This is a genomic window from Streptomyces sp. CA189 (assembly GCF_056428985.1).
On the sequence record NZ_JBWJVM010000016.1, the window covers coordinates 142,567 to 161,583 of the forward strand.

A 19,017-nucleotide genomic window follows, 5' to 3' on the forward strand; every position below is an offset into this window, starting at 1 on the left:
ACTCCGATCGTGTGGGGGGATGGGACGGGGAGGGGCGGGGAAAGACGGTCTGGCTGTTCGCGGCCGAGTATGGGCGTGTCCATGACCAGATCGGGACATCCCTGCGGGCATAAGACCGGCGTTATGGTGCCGCGGCGTGACGCTGCGTAAGCTGCCGGGATGCAGCTGGAGTTGAGACATCTGCAAGCCGTCTGCCAGATAGCGGAGACCGGCAGCCTGGGGGGCGCGGCGCGGATCCTCGGGGTATCCCAGCCGGCGCTCTCCGCCCAGCTGCGCCGGATCGAGCGGGTCACCGGCGGCGAACTCTTCGTCCGCGGCCGGCTCGGGGTCGAACCCACCCCGCTCGGCCAGTTCGTCCTGGCCAAAGCGCGCCGGGTGCTCAGCGAGATGGACGCCCTCGGCTCGGAGGCGCGGGCCCGCACGACCGACGCCCCGCTGCGCCTGGGCTGCATCCTGCTGGTACTGATCGACGGACTGATCGCCCGGCAGGACCTGGTCCTGTCGGGCCGGGAGATCACCGTGGACATCGAGGACTCGGCGACCGCGCTGGTACGGATGCTCGGCGCGGGCCGCTACGACGTCATCGTGTACGGCGAGGTGAACGACCACGAGGTGCCGCTGCCCGGGGGAGTGACGGCCCGCACCCTGGTCCCCAAGGAGCCCTTCTGCATCCGGATGTCAGCCCGGCACCCGCTGGCCCGGCTGGAGGCCCTCGACCTCGCCGACCTCGCCGACGAGCAGTGGATGACCCTCGTCGAGGACGACGACGGCGGACCCGAGGCGCTGGTCGAGGCCTGCGCCAAAGCCGGGTTCGTCCCCGCACTGCGCTACCGGATCACCGACCGCATGATGCAGTACGACCTGATCTCCGCGGGCCGCGCCGTCTCCCTCAGCCAGCCCACCGCACCCGCCGTGGCGGGCACGGTGATGCGTCCGCTGATCGGGGCGCCGGTGACGGGGCGCATCCGGATGGCCTGGAACCGCTCGACGGTCTCGGCCCGGCAGGCGGAGCTCTTCTACCGTTCGGCCGCCTACGCGTACCTGGCCAATGTGGACAACAATCCCTTCCACCGGGTCTGGTGGGACGAGCATCCGGAAGCGCACCCGACCCTCGACTGACGTCATTTCATACTCCGTACATGGAACGGGTATTCGGCTCCCTTTACGCTCTCCGCATGGCAGTGGCCGCCACACCACTTTTTGTGAGGTAGGGGGGCGCCTTCGGAGAGCAGGAGGAAATACCCATGAGCAAGAGAGCCCGTACGCAGGTCAGCCGGAGAGGATTCCTCGCCGGCACCGCGGCGGCCGCGGCCGCCGCCACCGTGCCCGCGATCGGCCACGCGGCCGCGGCCCCCGCGGCGGCCGCCGCCGGCCGTCCGAACATCCTGCTGATCGTCACCGACGACCAGCCCAAACAGACCGACTGGGCACTTCAGAAGACCATCGGGTGGCTCGCCGGCCAGGGCGTGAAGTTCAACCACGGACACGTCACCACCCCCCTGTGCTCACCCTCCCGCTCCTCAGTGTTCTCCGGCCGCTACGCCCACAACCACGGGGTCCGCAACAACGCCTCCTCGGCCGTGCTGGACCAGAACACCACCGTCCAGCACCATCTGAAGCAGGCCGGATATCGCACCGGCCTCTTCGGTAAATACCTCAATGCCTGGAACATCGCGGACGCGCCGCCGCACTTCGAGGAATTCGCCCTGCTCCAGCCCGGATACGTCGACGCCAAGTGGAACGTCGACGGGGTCGTCCAGACGATCAACGGCTACACCACGAACATCATCAAGAACCGCACGCTGAGCTTCGTGGACAAGGCGGCCACCGACACCCGGCCCTGGTTCGCCTACGTCACCCCGTACGCCTCGCACGGGCCCCGGACCCCCGAGGCCAAGTACGCGGGAACCCCCGTACCCGAGTGGAACGGACGCCCCTCCGTCACCGAGGCCGACCGCAGCGACAAGCCGCCCTACATCCAGGACGCGACCGGCACCCTCGCCGACGGCAAGCGCATCCGCGCCGAGCAGCTGCGCACGCTCCTCTCGGTCGACGACGCGGTCCAGGCCTTCAAGGACAAGCTGGCGGCCACCGGGCAGCTCGACAACACCCTCGTGATCTACATCGGCGACAACGGCTTCGGCTGGGGCGACCACGGCTGGACCGCCAAGTCGGTGCCCTACAGCCCCGCGCACGAGGTGCCGTTCTACCTCTCCTGGCCCGCCGGAGGCCTCGGCGCCGGCACGGTGGACAACCGCATCGTCGCCAACATCGACATCGCGCCGACCATCCTCGACGCCGCCGGAATCACCCCGAACACCCCGCAGGACGGGGTCTCGCTCCTGGGCTCCCACAGCCGCGACCACCTGCTCGTCGAATGGTGGAAGCAGGGCACCGGCACCGACCACCGCACCTGGTCCTCCTATGTGGCCAAGGACAAGCAGTACGTGGAGTACTACAAGCTGCACACCGACGCCAACGGCACGGTGTCCGGCACCGGAGAGGTCACGTTCCGGGAGTACTACGACCTCGCCGCCGACCCGTATCAGCTCGTCAACAAGCTGTACCAGGCCACCCCGACGCAGGAACGGAACCTGGGCATCCCCGCCCTGGCCGCCCAGCTCGCCGCCGACCGGGTCGGCTGACCCTTCGACTCCGGCCGGGCGTCGCCGCTCGCCAGCCGTCGCCCGGCCGGACCACACCCGTCCAGACGTTCACCGGAGCCCGCATGTCCTCCTCCTGCTGCACCCCGGGCCACGAGGCCCCGGCCGGCGCCCTCACCCTGCTCGCCGCGCCCGCGGTCCCCGCGCCCCGGCCCGTACGCGGTCTGCTCGACCTGCCCGGGGGCCGGTTCCTCATGGGCACCGAGGAGGCCGACGGGTTCCCGGCCGACGGGGAGGGGCCGGTCAGGGAGGTGGCGGTGGCCCCCTTCCGGATCGCGCCGACCACGGTGACGAACGCCCAGTACGCCACCTTCGTGAAGGCCACCGGACACGTCACGGAAGCCGAGGACTTCGGCTTCTCCTTCGTCTTCGCCGGTCTGCTCACGGCGGAACTCGCCGACACCGCACCGGCGGTGGAGGGAGTCCCGTGGTGGCGTGCGGTGTCCGGCGCGAGCTGGAAGCGGCCCGAGGGGCCCGGCTCGTCCATCGCCTCCCGGCAGAACCACCCGGTCGTCCACGTCTCGTGGAACGACGCGACGGCCTACTGCGCCTGGTCCGGGACCAGACTGCCCACCGAGGCCGAGTGGGAGTACGCGGCCCGCGGCGGCCTGGAGCGGCGCCGCTACCCCTGGGGCGACGAACTGGCCCCGGGCGGCCGCACGATGCTGAACATCTGGCAGGGCGACTTCCCCGCCCTGCACACCGGCCCCCACCTCGGCACCGTCCCCGTGAAGTCGTACCGGCCCAACGGCCACGGCCTGTACAACGCGGTGGGCAACGTCTGGGAGTGGTGCTCCGACCCGTTCGCCCCGGGCCACCCCTCCCGCGCGATGCGCGGGGGTTCCTTCCTCTGCCACGACTCCTACTGCAACCGCTACCGGGTCGCGGCCCGCAGCTCCAACACCCCCGACAGCTCCACGTCCAACATCGGTTTCCGGGTGGCGGCCTGAAGGACGGTCAGTCGACGCGGACGAGACCGGCCACGTGATCCGTGACCATGTCCAGGATCTCGGCGGCGGCCTTGTCGTCGCCGAGGACCAGGAAGTTCAGGGTCACCCCGTCCGTCATGGCCGCCAGATAGCGGGCCAGCACGGTCACCGGCACGCTCAGCTCGAACGGGGTGATCCGGCGCAGCTCTTCGAGCAGCTCGGCGTACGTCTCGCAGTAGGACTCGTACTGTTTGCGCGCCAGGTGCCCGAACTCCGGCCGGCGCAGCGCGTACTGGGTGAGCTCGTAGGTGAGCATGTGCGCGCCGGGGCTGGCCGCCACGTGGTCCCAGTACGCCTGGAAGCCGGCCCGGATGGTCTCCCGCAGCGTCGGCCTCGGCACGATCGCGGCCTTCACGAGGGTGACGTAGTGCGCGGTGATGGTCTCGATGACCGACTCCAGCAGCGCCTGCTTGGAGTCGAAGCAGTAGTGGAAGACGCTCAGGGAGACCCCCGCCTCGGCGGCGATGGACCGGGTCGTGGTCCGGGACACCCCGTCGCGGGTCATCGCGCGGATCGCCGCCTCCGTCAGCTGCCTGCGCCGGTCGGTCAACGGCATCCGTGCCATGTACGGGTTCCCCTTCGCTCCGGTGCGCCCCGAGCGGGGTGTCCGCGGGCGCAACGGCCCCCGGACGCCCCGCTCGACGCCGTCAGCTGCTGTATACGCCGACTTCGTACAGGGAGTAACCCCACTGGGTGCCGCGTCCCGCTCCGTGGACGCGTACGTACCGGGCCGGGACCCCCGCGAACTGGGCCGTGTCCAGGCCGCCGTCACCGCTCGCCGTGGACCAGGCCGTCTGCCAGTTGGTGCCGTCGGGGGAGAGCTCGATGCGGTACGACTTGCCGTACGCGCGCTCCCATTCGAGCGTGACCCGCTTGACCAGGGACGGGGAGCCCAGGTCGAACTGCACCCACTGGCCGTCGCTCCAGTCGCTCGCCCAGCGGCTGCCCCGGTCGCCGTCCACGGCCCTGCCGGGCGCGTAGCTGACGAACGGGTTCCACTCGGCGGAGCTCGCCGAGGCCGCCGCGCCCGAGGCGAGGTTCACTCCGGCCTTGTGCTGCTCGGAGTTGCCCCAGGTGCGCAGGTAGGACTCGGCGCCCTTGAACAGGTCGTCCACCACGCCCTGCCCGCCGACCAGCCGGATGTCCTCGATCCAGTCGGGCACCAGGCCGTAGTGCGAGGCGCCGTCGGTGTTGAGGTCCCACGTGCGCTGGCCGGTGGTCTGCCTGTCGATGACCGACCCGCCGTCGGTGCTGCGGAAGGGGTACGTGACCGGGTTCGGCGTGTTCGCCCCGCGCGGGCCGGGCCAGCCGCCGACGCCGTTCATGTCGGTGCCGTAGCCGTAGCCCACGTTGTACTTCTCGCGCAGCGCGTCGGTCCGCTTGGCCTCGGCGCTGAAGCCCTCGGCGCCGCCCATGTACGCGGTGGCGAAACCGCCGAGCTTGTAGAGCCGCTCGGTCCAGCCCAGGTCCATCCAGCTGTGCGAGGAGATCACGCCCGGGTACGACTCGGTTTCGAGGATGTCGAAGGCCTGGCCGGCCGCCTTCACGCTCATGTGGTCGAGTTCGAGCATCATCTTGCGTTTCATCATGCCGCGCACCGCGTAGTCACCGAGGTCGGTGAGGCCGCGGGTGTTGCACTGGGCGCCCGAGGCGTACGAGGGCACGCTCACGCCCGCCGGCAGCTCCTTCTCGGCGGCGGCCGCCGGGGCCAGGCCGATGGGGTTGTCGTGCTGCGGGCCCGCGCACTGCTCGGTCTTCCAGAAGGTTCCGGTCGACAGGAACTGCCCGACGTTGATGGCCGTTCCCAGCGCGCCCTCGTCGAAGCGGACCCCGCACAGGGCGTTGTCGAACTTGTGGCACAGGAACATGCTGCGCACGCCGAGGTTGTACAGCTCGTCGAGGCCGCGGTCGATGTCCTGCCTGCTGCACTGGGCGATGTCCAGGATCTGCTTGCAGCCGAAGGGCTCGGAGGTCTCGACGCCGAGGACCACGGCCAGCTTGCCCTGCTTGATCACCTCGCGGGCCTGGGCCGAGTCGGTGACGATGCGGAACCAGCCCTTGCCGGGGCCGCCGTACATCTTGTCGACGAAGGCCTGCATGTCGTAGGTCTTCTGCGCCTCCAGGCGGATGGCGGTCATCTCGTCGCAGCCGCGGTCCTTGAAGAAGTAGACCGAGCAGATCACCCCGTTGGTGACGAGGTCGTTGACGAGGACGCGCTGGCCGCCGCGCCAGGCGCGCTCGATCCAGGCGTAGTAGTTCTGCTGGTGGGTCAGCGAGTCGTGGGCGGGCCAGTCCTTGAAGGTGGGCCAGCCGTCGGGGTCGTGCTTGCCGTCGCCGCCCTTGGTGATGAAGTCGAAGATCGCGAGACTGCCGTCGGGGTAGTGCTCGGGGCAGTCCTTGAGCGCGTCGGCCACCCCGGCGTCGGAGAAGGGCTTTCCGCAGATCAGACGGCCGCCGAAGCCCTCGTTGGACATGATGTGGTCGTGCGCGTCGACGAAGCCCCGGACGTTGCCCTGGGCGTCGGTGCCCTTGAAGGGCTCGCCGGTCACGTTGATCTGGGAGTCGGGGGCGGGCCGTGCGGTGGGGTTCCACCAGCCGTTGTCGGCGGCCGCTCCCGGAACGGGGCCGAGCGCCATGGCGAGCAGGCCGAGGAGCAGGGACAGGATCGCGATCGGCTTGCGGCGGTGGCGGCGCGCCTCCGGTCGTTGCCTTCGTGGTTCTCGGGTCAGGGCCACTACTCACGTCCTCGGTCGGCGGAGGGCGCGGTCGAGGACACGGTCCACCGGAGGCGTGGCCGCCCTGGCACCTGTTTGTCATGTCCCGCGCAAGCATTGGGTCGAGAATCGCTACTGCCGGGTACAGAGTCAAGAGTCCGGGTCACATGACCTGATGGATCGTCACCCTACTCGTCCGTAGCGTCGCCGTCAGCGGGATGCGGAGGATCGGGCTTGACTTCCATCCCCGGGCTGAGCCCCGGGGATTCCTGCCACGGCCGTGTGACCGTCTCGGTGGGTTCCTGCTTCACGGCGCTGTGCCGGGACGGGTCCCGGTCTTACCTGCGCTCCACAGGCTGACGCCGCCAGTCCGGCGGCCTTGGCGACGTTGACCGCCGCGTTGATGTCCCGGTCGAGGAAGGCCCCGCAGTCCCTGCACTCCCATACGCGGACGTCCAGGGGCTTGGGGCCGTCTTTGGCGCCGCACACGCAGCAGACCTGAGACGTCGGCTCGAACCGGCCGATCCGCACGAAGGTGCGCCCGTACCGTGCGGCCTTGTACTCCAGCATGGCCACGAATGAGGACCAGCCGGCGTCGTGGACGGACTTGGCCAGGCGCGTACGGGCAAGTCCTTTGACCGCCAGGTTCTCAACGGCAACCGCTTGGTTCTCGCGGATGATCTTGGTTGAGCGCTGGTGGTGGAACTCGCGCCGTGTGTCGGCCACCCGTGCGTGAGCGCGGGCGACCTTGAGCCGGGCTTTTGCCCTGTTGTTGGAGCCATTCGCCTTGCGGGACAAGCGGCGCTGTTCCCGCTTCAGCTTCTTCTCCGCCCGGCGCAGGAAGCGCGGGGACTCGATCTTCGTACCGTCCGACAGGACCGCGAAATGCGAAAGACCCAGGTCGATTCCGACTTCGGACGCGGCCTCGGGCAGTGTCTCGCCCGGCCTGGTCTCGACCACGAACGACGCGAAGTACCTGCCTGCCGCGTCCTTGATCACCGTCACCGTGGACGGGACCGAGGGAAGTGTTCGAGACCACTTCACCCGCACAACGCCGATCTTCGGCAACGACAAGTCACCGCCGGCTGTGATCTTCCACCAGGCGTTCGAGGTGAACCGGACGGCCTGTCGATTGTCCTTGCGGCTCTTGAAGCGGGGCGCGCCTGTACACGGGCGCTTGCCCTTGAGGCCGTCGAAGAAGTTCCGGTACGCGGTGTCCAGGTCCCGCAGGGACTTGCAGCACCACGGCCGACACGCCGCCGAGCCAGGCGCGCTCCTCGGTCTTCTTCGCTTCGGTGATCAGCAGCCTGGACAGGTCACCGGCCTTCGGGAAAACGGCTCGCCTGCGGCGCGGGCTGCCTCACGAGCCCGCAGGGCGTCGTTGTAGACCACCCGCGCACACCCGAACGCCTGGGCCAGCGCGGAACGCTGAGGACCATTCGGGTACAGGCGGAAGCTGTACCTCAGCTGCATACCGATCACCGTATGACAGTTGGTTCATGGCCGAGTATCAGAACATCCGTGCTGGTCGTTACTGTGCCTGCGGTACGGGGCCGGCCAGGTCGGGACCCTTCACGGCGGACCTGTTCGGAACCCGCCACGACCGGGCCAATCGGGCGGCCGTGGCGGCGGTGGGCAGGGAGCGGCTCGACCTGGTCGGGATCGCCGTGCACGGGGCGCGCAACTCCGTGGACAAGGTGCTCAAGGGTGCCCGCATGCACCGCTGACGGGCGGCCGGGGCTGACGGGCTGGTCCGGGCGACGCGCCGGTTTGGGGTGGCGGGCCGGTCCGGGGTGGCGGGCTGGTCCGGGTGACGGGCGGTCCGGGGTGGCGGGCCGGACAGGCCGGGCGGGCCGGACAGGCCGGGCGGGGGGCCGGGTCCGCCGGGCGGGCGTCGGGTGAACCCCGGAAGGACGCCGGGCGGACGCCGGGAGGACGTGCAGGGGGTGGCGTTTCGGCCACGCGGCTCCTGCGGGTCGGGCGGGTGCGCGGGGTCCCTGAGCGCGCTCCCTGCCGAGGGGCGGTCCGTGCGGGGCGACCGGGCCGCGGTCGCGGGGTCCGGCTGTCGCCGGGTCGGAAAAGGGGCCCGCGGGTCCCGGCGGAAGCCTCCCGCAGCCCTGCTTGCCGCCAAGTTCCGCTCGCCGCAGGCGAAACGCGCCTCCGCCGCGCGTTCACGCGTTCTCCGTTTCTGCTTCACCGATCCGTGTGCCCCAGAGTCCTACGCCCCGTGGATTGTCATGCCCGCGGCCATGGGTGGGTGGCCGTTTCCGGCCACGCACGGCTTGTGGGGAAGGGGGCGGTCCGGTGTCTCAGCCACGTTTTCTGTTCGTGTCCTGGGTGGACGTAGAAAGACGTCAGGCGCCTGCGCCGATGGCGGGGGGACCGCACGCGGTGTGGGGGGACGGCGGCCAGGACGTCGGCTACGGAGGCCAGGACGTCGGCCGCGGCGGCGGGCCCGACGCCGTGACCTGGCGCCTGGTCGGCTCGAACAATCACGAACTCGGCCGCAGCCCTTCCGTGTACCGGGCCCTCGGCGCCTGCGGTGCCGCCGTCGAACGGCTCCGGGAACGGATCGGCGAGGCCGTCCCGCTCGTGGCGATGTCCACGGGCGCCGTGGCCGGTACGGCTCACCGCGGGGTGCGGGGCGCGGTCCCCGGCGGCTCCGGATCCGGCGCCGTGTCCGGCTCCGGCATCGGTGCCTGGACCTGGCAGCTCGTCCTCGACGAGCAGTGCGTGGCCGTGGCCGTCCGCACCTTCCGCCGTCAGCGCGAATGCCGCCACAGCCTCCAGCTCTTCCTGTCCGCCGCCGCCGAGGCGCAGGTGGCCTCCGGCGTCACCCACACCCGGCGGCTGCGCGGTCTGCGGCTGCCCGGCGCCGGGGACGCCCCGGGGCTGGCCCTGCGCGGGGGAGGCCCGCGGTGACCGCGACCACGGTGATCCCCCCGGCCGCCCCCGAGGACGAGCACATCACCCCGCGCGCCCTCACCAAGAGCGGCGATCCGGCCGACCGGATCTTCCGCGGCTCGGCCCGCACCGCCGGCGCCGCCGTGCTGCTCATCATGACCCTGGTCGGCGTGTTCCTCGGCGGCCGCGCGCTGATGGCCCTGGACGACGCCGGCTGGGCCTTCCTCACCACCTCCGCCTGGGAGCCCGACTCCCACAACTTCGGTGTGGCGGCGGTCCTGGCCGGCACGCTGCTCATCGGCGGCGTCGCGATCTTCTTCGCGCTGCCGCTGGCGATGGGTACCGCCCTCTACATCACCGAGTACGCGCCGCGCCGCGTCAAGCAGACCCTGATCAGCCTGGTCGACCTGATGGCCGCGGTGCCCAGCGTGGTCTACGGCCTGTGGGGGCTGTTCCTGTTCCAGCCGCACGTGGTCGGCCTGTCCCGCTGGCTCACCACCTACCTGGGCTGGTTCCCGCCCTTCGCGGTAGACGGGGACGACCCGAGCGACCCGCTCAGCCCGAACACCTTCTACACCTCCTCCACCTTCATCGCGGGCATGGTCGTCGCGCTGATGGTCACGCCGATCGCCTGTTCGGTGATGCGCGAGGCCTTCGCCCAGGCGCCGCCCGGCGAGCGCGAGGGCGCCTTCGCGCTCGGCGCCACCCAGTGGGGTGTCATCCGCTCCGTCGTCCTGCCCTTCGGCAGGGGCGGGATCATCGGCGGCACCATGCTCGGGCTCGGCCGCGCGCTGGGGGAGACCATCGCCGTCTTCCTGATCATCTCCCCGGTCTTCGTGATCCAGCCGCACATCCTCGAGAACGGCGCCATCTCCGTGTCCGCCCTGATCGCCCTGCGCTACGGCTCGGCCAGCCCCCTCGGGATGTCCGCCCTGATGGCGGCCGGCCTCACCCTCTTCCTGATGACCCTGGTGGTCAACTTCATCGCCTCCTCGGTCGTGGCCCGCAGCCGCTCCGGAGCGGGGGCCGACGCATGACCGCCCTCACGCACAAGCCGTACGGCGCGGGTGCTGCCGGCGCTGCGGGTGCTCCTGCCGCCGGGCGCGGGGCGCCCACCGCCGCCACCGTCCGCCCGCCCGTGGTGCACGACGGCGCCGGGATCCCGCCCGAACACCGGCGCAACACCGCGACCCTGCACGTCCGCGACGTCCTGGCCATGGTGGGCGCGGCCGCCTCCGCGCTCGCCGTGACCGCCCTGCTGTTCGGCCGGGTGCTGCCCTTCAACGCCCCCCTCGGCTTCACCGTCGTCCTCTACCTGGCCTTCATGGCCCTCTACGCCGTCCTCGTGTCCCTCGACGAGCCCGCCGCCACCGTGCGGGCCCGCCTCGCGCAGGCCCTCGTGCACAGCGTCGCCGCCCTGCTGATGGCGGCCCTGGTGTTCGTCGTCGGCTACGTGCTCATGCGCGGCTGGGACGCCCTCGCCCACCTCAACTTCTTCACCGAGGACATGGCCGCCACCGGGCCGCTGGAGCCGCTGAGCCAGGGCGGGGCGCTGCACGCCATCGTCGGCACCCTGCAGCAGATCGGCATCGCGCTGGCCGTGACCGTGCCGCTGGGGCTGGCCTGCGCGGTCTTCCTCAACGAAGTCCCGGGCCGCTACGCGCGGTTCGTCCGCACCATCGTCGAAGCCATGACCGCGCTGCCCTCCATCGTGGCGGGCCTGTTCGTCTACGCCACCTGGATCCTGCTGCTCCACTTCGACAAGTCCGGCTTCGCCGCCGCCCTCGCGCTGTCCGTGATGATGCTGCCGATCGTCATCAGGGCCTCCGACGTGGTGATCCGGCTGGTGCCGGGCTCGCTGAAGGAGGCCTCCTACGCCCTGGGCGCCGGCCAGTGGCGCACCGTGTGGACGGTGGTCCTGCCCACCTCCCGCTCCGGACTGACCACCGCCGTCATCCTGGGCACCGCCCGCGGCATCGGGGAGACCTCCCCGGTCCTGCTCACCTCCGGCATCGCCAACGGGCTCAACGCCAACCCCTTCGAGGGGCCGCAACTCTCGCTGCCGCTCGCGGTCTTCAGCCTGGTCCAGTCCCCGGAGAAGTCCATGATCGCCCGGGGGTTCGGCTGCGCCGCCCTGCTGATGGCGCTGGTGCTGCTGCTGTTCGTGCTCGCCCGCCTCATCGGCGGCAAGGCCCCGGGCCAGCTCAGCCGGGGCGCGCAGCACCGCCGGGTCCTCGCGTCGGCCCGTGACCTGGAGCGGATGCGGGCCCGGGCCGCCGAGCGGGACCTCGCCCTGGCCGAAGAGGAAGCCGGGGGCCCGGAGCCACAGGGGTGGCAGGCGCTGCCTCCGCCCCGGGCGTAGTCCCCCGCACTTTCGCGCCCCGCGCCGCGTCCATTCGTACGATCTGTGACCGATCAGGAGAGTTACCCATGCCCGGACGACCCCCGGCATACCCCGTGCGTGCCCCTTCGGGCGACCGCGCACCCGCCCGGCGCGGACGCCTGCTCGTCCGCGGACTCGCGCTGCTCCTGGCGGCGCTGGCCGCCGCCCTGCCCGGCGCGGCGCCCGCTGCCGCCGAGAGCTACGTACCGGTCTCCGGCGCGGGTTCCACCTGGAGCCAGAACGCCCTCGACCAGTGGCGGGCCAACGTCAAGCAGTACGGCATGACGGTCAACTACAGCGGTACGGGATCGTCCGACGGCCGCAACCAGTTCCGCAACGGCACCGTCGACTTCGCGGTCTCCGAGATCCCCTACGGGATCAAGGACTCCGGGGTCGTCGACCCGCCGCCCGCGCGGAAGTTCGGCTACATGCCGATCGTCTCGGGCGGCACCGCCTTCATGTACAACCTCAAGATCGGCAACCGCCGGGTCACCAACCTCCGCCTCTCCGGCGAGGTCGTGGCCAAGATCTTCACCGGCGTGATCACCACGTGGAACGACCCGGCGATCAAGGCGGACAACCCGGGCCTCGCCGCCTCCCTCCCCGCCCGCAAGATCGTCCCCGTCGTCCGCTCCGACGGCTCGGGCACGACGGCCCAGCTGACCAAGTGGATGAGCACGCGGCACGCGGCGCTGTGGGACGCCTACTGCACCAAGGCCGGCCGCTCCACGCCCTGCGGGCAGACCTCCAACTTCCCCACCGTCGCCGGCCGCGGGTTCGTCGGCCAGTCCGGCTCCAACGGGGTCTCCGGCTACGTGGCCCAAGAAGGCAACATCGGCACCATCACGTACGTGGAGTACTCCTACGCGGTCTCCACGACGGGCTTCCCGGTCGCCAAGATCCTCAACGCGTCGGGCTACTACACCGAGCCCACCGCCCAGAACGTCGCCGTATCGCTCGGCAAGGCGGAGATCGACCCCGTCGACCTCACGCAGAAGCTGGAAGGCGTCTACACCGGGGGCGACCAGCGCACCTACCCGCTCTCCAGCTACAGCTACATGATCATCCCGACCGCGCAGGAATCGAACTTCAACCCGCAGAAGGGCAAGGCGCTCGGCGCCTTCGCCTACTACTTCCTCTGCGAGGGACAGCGCTCCGTCGACCGGCTCGGCTACTCCCCGCTCCCCATCAACCTCGTCCAGGCCGGTCTGGAGCAGGTCCGCCGCATCCCCGGCGTGACCGTGGAGAACATCGACATCAAGAACTGCCGCAACCCCACCTTCTCGTCCGACGGCAGGAACACCCTGGCCGAGACCGCCCCGATGCCCGCCGCCTGTGACAAGCAGGGTCCCACCCAGTGCGAGACCGGCACCGGCGGCAACAAGACCCCGACCCAGACCGGCAGTTCGGGCGGCGGCGGGACGGCCTCCGGCGGAGCGGCGGCCTCCGGCGGTGGCACGGGCGGTGCGGGCGGCACCGGTGGTACGGGCTCCGGCGGAGCCACGGGCGGCTCCGCGGGCACGGCCTCCGGCGGTACCGGCGGAGCCGACGGCGGGAGCGGGGCCGCGGCCGCCACCGGCGGTACGGGTGACGGCGCGGGCAGTGGCGGCACGGACACCGGGGGAGTGGACCCGGTGACCGGGCAGCCCCTCGCGGCGGGCGCGGCCGACCTGTTCGGGATCCCCGTCACCACCTCGACCGGCATCGGCGGGACGCTGCAAACCGTCCTGATGGCGCTCGGCGCCCTGATCCTGCTGGCCGTCACCGTCGCCCCGCCGCTGCTCACCCGGCGCCTGGCGCGGCGCGGCCGCACGGGAGGCGGTTCCTGATGCGCACGCCGTTCCGCACGCGCACGCCGTCCCCGGACCGGGCCCCGTCCGCACGGCGGGCCCCCGCCCGCCGGATCCGGCTGCTCTTCGGCTCGCTCTGCCTGGCGCTGCTCCCCGTGGTCGCCACCTCCGGGCCGGCCGGCCTGGGGCCGCGGGCCGCGTACGCCGCCGGGGAGGGCTCCGAGGTCACCGTGTCCGGGGCCGGCGACTTCGCCGGCCTCAAGGTGACGGTCGGCCAGACCCGCAACCTCGTCGGCCAGGTCGTCAAGATCTCCTGGACCGGCGGCGAGCCCACGGTCTCCGACACCGCCTACAGCGCCAACTACCTGCAGATCATGCAGTGCTGGGGCGACGAGGCCACCGGCCCCGCAGTCGACCAGTGCCAGTTCGGCGGTTCCTCCGCCCTCGGCGCCGGCGCGGGCAACCAGGCCGGGGCCTACACCAACACCCGCCAGCTCAACTACGGCGCCAACCTCCAGGACGCGGAGAACGAGCCGCTGCCGCCCCCCACCCCGAGCGGGATCTCGTACGCCCCCTTCCGCACGGTCGGCGGGGACCCGGTCAGCCCGGGCAACTGGAACGAGTTCTACGACGTCAACAGCACCAACGAGGTTCCGTACGCCCGCACCAACGCCCGCGGCGCCGGCGAGGTCTGGTTCGAGACCCAGACCGCCGTCGAGGCCCCCGGCCTCGGCTGCGGCTCCGCGGTCCGGGACCCCCAGGGCGCTGTCAGCGGACGCGGCTGCTGGCTGGTGATCGTGCCGCGCGGCGAGAAGGAGGTCGACGGCACCGCGCACACCGCGCAGTCCAGCGGCCAGCTCCAGTCCTCCCCGCTCAGCCCGGCCAACTGGAAGCAGCGCATCGTCGTCCCGCTCGGCTTCGAACCCCTGGGCAGCTACTGCCCGATCGGCGCCGAGGAACGCGGCACCATCGGCAGCGAGATGGCCGCCGAGGCCGTCACCCGCTGGCAACCCGCCCTGTGCCAGACCGGCGGCAAGGCCATCTACGGCTACGCCCAGGTCCCCGACGAGACGGCCCGCGTCAAACTGCTCTCCGGCACGCCCGGGCTGGTCTTCCTCGGCCGGCCGGCGCCGGCCGCCGCCGACCGCAAACCCGTCTACGCACCCGTGGCCCTCTCCGGCATCACCATCGGCTTCTTCATCGAAAGCCAGGCCGGATTCCAGGCGCCGCCCGAGGTCAAGGCCCGCAACGGAACCCGGCTCGGCACGCTGCGGCTGACCCCGAGGCTGGTGGCGAAGCTGCTGACCGAGTCCTACCAGGACGGCAACTCCCGCTTCGCCGAAAGCACCGCGAAGAACCCGGTGAACCTGGGGTGGGACCCGGAGTTCATCCGGCACAACCCCACGTACGCGGGCCTGGACTTCGGCGGCAAGCTCGGTGACGCCCTGGTCCCGCAGCCGCTCGCCGACACCACCCGGCAACTGTGGGAGTGGGTGGCCCGGGACCCGGCCGCGCGCGAGTTCCTCGACGGCACGCCCGACAACACGGGCGCCCACGGGGACGCCTCGTACGCCGGCATGGCCGTGAACCCGAACTACCGGGGTCTGGCCCTGCCGTTGGACACCTTCCCCAAGAGCGACCCGTACTGCCAGCCGTTCCCGGTGGAGCACCCCGAGTCCCCGCTCTGCATCCAGGACAAGCACCCCTACGCCACCGACATGCACGCCGCCGCGCGCGCCGCGAGCCGCGGCGACACCCTGGCCCGTACCTCCTGGGACGCCACCGGCACCCCGCCCGCGTACAAGAAGGACCCGCCGCAGCTCGCCGGTTCGCGCGCCGTGCTCGCCGTCACCGATACCGCGACCGCCGACCGCTACGGCCTGGTGCGCGCCGAACTCCTCAACGCGGGCGGGAAGTTCACCGCCCCCGAACCGGCCGCCCTGATCGCCGCCGCGAACGCCCGCACGGCCGGGGCCGACGGGGTCAGCTCCCCCGATCCGGCGGCCGCGGACCCGGCGGCGTACCCGCTCACCGTCCTCACCTACGCCGCCACCGTCCCCGCCGACCTCACGGAGGCGGAGGGCAGGGACTACGGCGCCCTGCTGGCCTACGCGGCCGCCCAGGGGCAGACCCCGGGCGTGTCCGCGGGCAGCCTGCCGCACGGCTACGCCCCGCTGCCGGAGGCCCTGCGCGCCCAGACCCGGGCGGCCGCGCAGCGGGTGAGCACCGAGGCGGGCAAGAAGCCGACCCCGGCACCGGAGCCTTCGGCCCCAGCCCCGGCCCCGGGTGCCGCCGGCGGTACGCCGTCCGGCACGGGCGGTGCGGCGGCCCCCGGGGTGTCCGGCCCGTCCGGTACGGGGACCTCCGGCTCCGGAGCCTCGGCGGCGGGCGCCGGCTCGGCCGCCGGCGGCGCGGCCGCGCCCGGAGCCGCCACGGCCTCACCCACCGCCGCCGCGGCGGCCGCGGGCGCCCCGGGAGCCACCGGCACCTCGGGCGCCCCGGCGGCCCGGGCGGCGGGGACCACCCCGGACTGGGTCGTCGGAGCCGTCCGCAACGTCCTGCTGATCTGCCTCGTGGTCGGGGCGCTCGCGGCCTTCGCGGGACCGCTGCTCCCGCGCTTCCTGCCCAGGGCCCTGCCGTGGCTGCGGTCGCTGCGCGCCGCGGCGGGGGGAGCGGCCGTGGCATCCGGCGGGGCCGCGGACCTTCCGGCGGACTGGGCGACCCACAAGAAGGCGGGCCCGAGGGACTGGAGCCCGCCGGACCAGGACTGACCGGAGCCCGCGTTCCGTCCCGGCTCCACACGACGAAAGGAGGTGATGCCCGGCGACAACCGTCTGACCAATCCGCGCCAACGGAACTTCATCCCACGCGCGCCGGGCACCACCCGGGGCGCAGCCTAGCTGAGGGGTCATCCCAAGTGAACAAGAAGAAGATCGTCTTCGGCGTCTCGGCAGTCGCTCTCGCGGCCACCATCGCCGGAGCCGGCCTGGCCGCCGCCGACCCGTCGGGCCCGCCGCCGTACCGCCAGCTCTCCGGCGTCGGCTCCGACACCACGCAGGACGTCATGAACGGCCTGGCCGCGGCCATCACCGTGGGCGGCCAGAAGGTCATCGGCTCCTACGACTCCACCGGTTCCGCCAACATCACCACCAAGGACCCGGCGGTCAACGCGAACTGCACCATGGCCCGCCCGAACGGCTCGGGCGCCGGCCGCTCCGCGCTGCTCACCTCCCTCCAGGCGAGCAACGGCTGTCTGGACTTCGCCCGTTCCTCCTCGCTGAACCTGGCGGCGGCGGCACCGGGCCTGACCTACGTCCCCTTCGCGGTCGACGGCGTCAGCTACGCCATCACCCCCGGTTCGGCGATCCCGCGCAAGCTGTCGCTCACCGACCTGAAGGCGATCTACCGCTGCGACCCGAACTACGTGGGCACGGCGCCCAACTACGCCATGACGGTCTACCTGCCGCAGGCCGGCTCGGGCACCCGCAGCTTCTGGGAGTCCCAGATGGGGATCACGGACGCCGATGTCGTCGCGGGCGTCTACCCCTGCATCAAGGACAAGAAGGGCACCACCCCGGTGCAGGAGCACGACGGCCGCCTCCTCGACGACAAGTCGATCGTGCCGTTCTCCATCGCCCAGTACCAGTCGCAGTCCTCGCAGACGATCGCGGACCTGCGCGGCCGCGCCATCCTCGGCACGGTCGACGGCACGGCGCCCACCGTCCTCAACAGCGGGTTCGGCGTGAAGCGCGACGTCTACAACGTGATCCCGACCAACAAGGTCGCCACGGCGCCGTGGAGCACGGTCTTCGTCGGCCCCAACTCCGAGATCTGCAAGCAGACCTCGGTGATCAACACGTACGGCTTCGCCACCAGCCCGAACTGTGGCGACACCACCAAGCAGACCCCGTGACCCTGATCGCCGCCCGAGCTTCACATTCTGGAGACGTTGTGCTGAAGAACAGAGTTCTGCGGACCATAGCCCTGGGGGTCGCCGCCGTGACCACCGCCTTCGCGGCGGGTCTGGCCGGGGCGGGCGCCGCGTACGCCGCCCCGATCGGCACCCTCGAGATCAACCCGGCGACCGGCGCCGACACCTCCGGCATCGCGTTCACCACCTCGGCCGCCTGCCCGGACACCGCCACCAACGTGCTGGTCACGGTGGCTGGTTCCGGCTTCCCGGCCGAGGGCCTCAACGTGGTCGGCAACTCGCCCATCGCGACCTACCCGACCGCAGCCAACGGCGGCATGGTCATCCCGCTGACGTCCACCATGCGGGACTACGCCAGCCAGGCGGGCTTCACCACCCTGCAGGGCAAGTACGACTTCACCGTGATCTGCCGGACCGCCTTCAACGGCACCAGCCTCGGCGACTACACCGGTGCGATCTGGTTCACCTCGAACACGACCTACCAGAACACCGACCCGGCGGTGAAGACCGACACCGTCACCTCCCTCGCGGTCACCCCGGCCGGCCCCGCGCAGGCGGGCACTCCGGTCACCCTCACCGCGGGCGTCACCCCGGCCGGCGCCGGCGGCACCGTCCAGTTCAAGGACGGCGCGGCCGACCTGGGCACCCCGGTCACCGTGAACAACGGCACCGCGGCGCTCACCACGTCCAACCTGGCCGCCGGTACGCACGGCCTGACGGCCGTCTTCACGCCGGCGAGCGCCTCGTACAACGGCTCGGCCTCCGCCGCCGTCTCCTACGTGGTCACGGCCGCCGCGGCCACGACGACCACCACCGCCCTGGCCGTGTCCCCGGCCGGCACCGCGCCGCAGTTCAGCCCGGTGACCCTGACCGGTACGGTCACCCCCGCGGGCGCGGCGGGCGCGGTGAAGTTCACCGACACCGTCGGCGGCTCCACCGTCACCCTGGGCACCGTCCCGGTGGCGAGCGGCACCGCGGTGCTGAACACCAGCAGCCTCCCGGTGGGCGACCACTCCTTCACCGCCGTGTTCGTCCCGGCCAATGCGGGCGCCTTCACCGGCTCCGACTCGGGCGCGATCCCGTACGTGGTGGGCGCCTTCGCCGGTGTCTCCGCCTCCGAGACGATCACCACCACCGTCAACTCGGGCGCGCTGGCCATCAGTGTCGCCAACCCGCAGGTCACCCTGCCCTCGCCGGTGCTGGGCGTCGACGGGGACCTGCTGACCACGGCCGGTTCCATCAACCCGGTCACCCTCACCGACACCCGCGCCGGCAACCCCGGCTGGACCGTCAGCGGCCAGGTCACCGACTTCTCCGACGGTGCCACCCACGCCATCAACGGCCAGAACCTGGGCTGGACCCCGAAGCTCGTCGACAAGGCGCCCGCGCAGACGGTGACGGCCGGTTCCGCCGTCCCCGCCGCGAACGGCGTGGCCACCGGCGACTCGGGCACGGCGGGCCTCAAGTCCGCCCGCACCCTCGCCAACGGCACCGGTCTCGGCACCGCGCACGTCACCGCCGACCTGGCGCTGAACGTCCCGACCTCCACGGTCGCCGGCACGTACTCCGCCACCCTCACGCTCACCGCCATCTGATCCAGGCGTGAGCTCCGGGTCGGAGCGGCCCGTGCTGTCCTGCGGCCC

General features: G+C 71.9%; 12 protein-coding genes and 2 pseudogenes. 11 read left to right on the forward strand and 3 right to left on the reverse strand.

The annotated features are described in order from the left end of the window. Positions 1-159: 159 nt before the first annotated feature. The 3 genes from AC061S_RS16140 (at position 160) to AC061S_RS16150 (ending at position 3,613) form a co-directional block, all read left to right on the forward strand. Entirely contained in the window at positions 160-1,119 is a 960-nt protein-coding gene (locus AC061S_RS16140) for a LysR family transcriptional regulator (protein WP_478686627.1), read from the forward strand. Positions 1,120-1,244: 125 nt separating this feature from the next. After that, the gene (locus AC061S_RS16145; RefSeq protein WP_478686628.1) at positions 1,245-2,645 is read left to right on the forward strand and encodes a sulfatase family protein; all 1,401 of its coding nucleotides are present in this window, start codon (positions 1,245-1,247) and stop codon (positions 2,643-2,645) included. Positions 2,646-2,728: 83 nt separating this feature from the next. Then, the gene (locus AC061S_RS16150) at positions 2,729-3,613 is read left to right on the forward strand and encodes a formylglycine-generating enzyme family protein (RefSeq protein ID WP_478686629.1); all 885 of its coding nucleotides are present in this window, start codon (positions 2,729-2,731) and stop codon (positions 3,611-3,613) included. A gap of 7 nt (positions 3,614-3,620) precedes the next feature. Here the strand turns inward: AC061S_RS16150 and AC061S_RS16155 are convergent, their stop codons facing one another. From AC061S_RS16155 to AC061S_RS16165, 3 genes and pseudogenes are all read right to left on the reverse strand, one after another. Next, complete coding sequence (locus AC061S_RS16155) at positions 3,621-4,217, reverse strand: TetR/AcrR family transcriptional regulator (protein WP_478686630.1); 597 nt, start codon at positions 4,215-4,217, stop codon at positions 3,621-3,623. Positions 4,218-4,299: 82 nt separating this feature from the next. Then, complete coding sequence (locus AC061S_RS16160) at positions 4,300-6,288, reverse strand: galactose-binding domain-containing protein (protein WP_478686645.1); 1,989 nt, start codon at positions 6,286-6,288, stop codon at positions 4,300-4,302. A gap of 288 nt (positions 6,289-6,576) precedes the next feature. Beyond that, positions 6,577-7,839, reverse strand: a pseudogene (locus AC061S_RS16165) (RNA-guided endonuclease InsQ/TnpB family protein). Positions 7,840-7,937: 98 nt separating this feature from the next. Here AC061S_RS16165 and AC061S_RS16170 point away from each other — a divergent pair. From AC061S_RS16170 to AC061S_RS16205, 8 genes and pseudogenes are all read left to right on the forward strand, one after another. Continuing rightward, positions 7,938-8,093: pseudogene (locus AC061S_RS16170) on the forward strand (DUF2000 family protein); the annotation flags it as partial. A 643-nt stretch (positions 8,094-8,736) separates the two neighbouring features. Next, positions 8,737-9,288: a hypothetical protein gene (locus tag AC061S_RS16175; protein WP_478686631.1), complete on the forward strand. Its 552-nt coding sequence runs from the start codon at positions 8,737-8,739 to the stop codon at positions 9,286-9,288. Then, positions 9,285-10,307: a phosphate ABC transporter permease subunit PstC gene (gene pstC, locus AC061S_RS16180; protein ID WP_478686632.1), complete on the forward strand. Its 1,023-nt coding sequence runs from the start codon at positions 9,285-9,287 to the stop codon at positions 10,305-10,307. Before AC061S_RS16175 ends, pstC begins: the two co-directional genes overlap by 4 nt. Beyond that, on the forward strand, positions 10,304-11,632 hold the full coding sequence (pstA, locus tag AC061S_RS16185) for a phosphate ABC transporter permease PstA (RefSeq protein ID WP_478686633.1): 1,329 nt from the start codon (positions 10,304-10,306) through the stop codon (positions 11,630-11,632). Before pstC ends, pstA begins: the two co-directional genes overlap by 4 nt. A 68-nt stretch (positions 11,633-11,700) precedes the next feature. Further along, a complete protein-coding gene (pstS, locus tag AC061S_RS16190; RefSeq protein ID WP_478686634.1) occupies positions 11,701-13,482 on the forward strand; it encodes a phosphate ABC transporter substrate-binding protein PstS in 1,782 nt (593 codons plus the stop codon). After that, on the forward strand, positions 13,482-16,214 hold the full coding sequence (locus AC061S_RS16195) for a hypothetical protein (protein WP_478686635.1): 2,733 nt from the start codon (positions 13,482-13,484) through the stop codon (positions 16,212-16,214). The genes pstS and AC061S_RS16195 overlap by 1 nt, the downstream gene beginning before the upstream one ends. A 146-nt stretch (positions 16,215-16,360) precedes the next feature. Beyond that, positions 16,361-17,356 carry a hypothetical protein gene (locus AC061S_RS16200; protein WP_478686636.1) on the forward strand — a complete coding sequence of 332 codons (996 nt, stop codon included), beginning with the start codon at positions 16,361-16,363 and terminating at the stop codon, positions 17,354-17,356. Positions 17,357-17,394: 38 nt separating this feature from the next. Further along, positions 17,395-18,969 carry an Ig-like domain repeat protein gene (locus tag AC061S_RS16205; RefSeq protein WP_478686637.1) on the forward strand — a complete coding sequence of 525 codons (1,575 nt, stop codon included), beginning with the start codon at positions 17,395-17,397 and terminating at the stop codon, positions 18,967-18,969. The last annotated feature ends 48 nt before the right edge of the window (positions 18,970-19,017 follow it).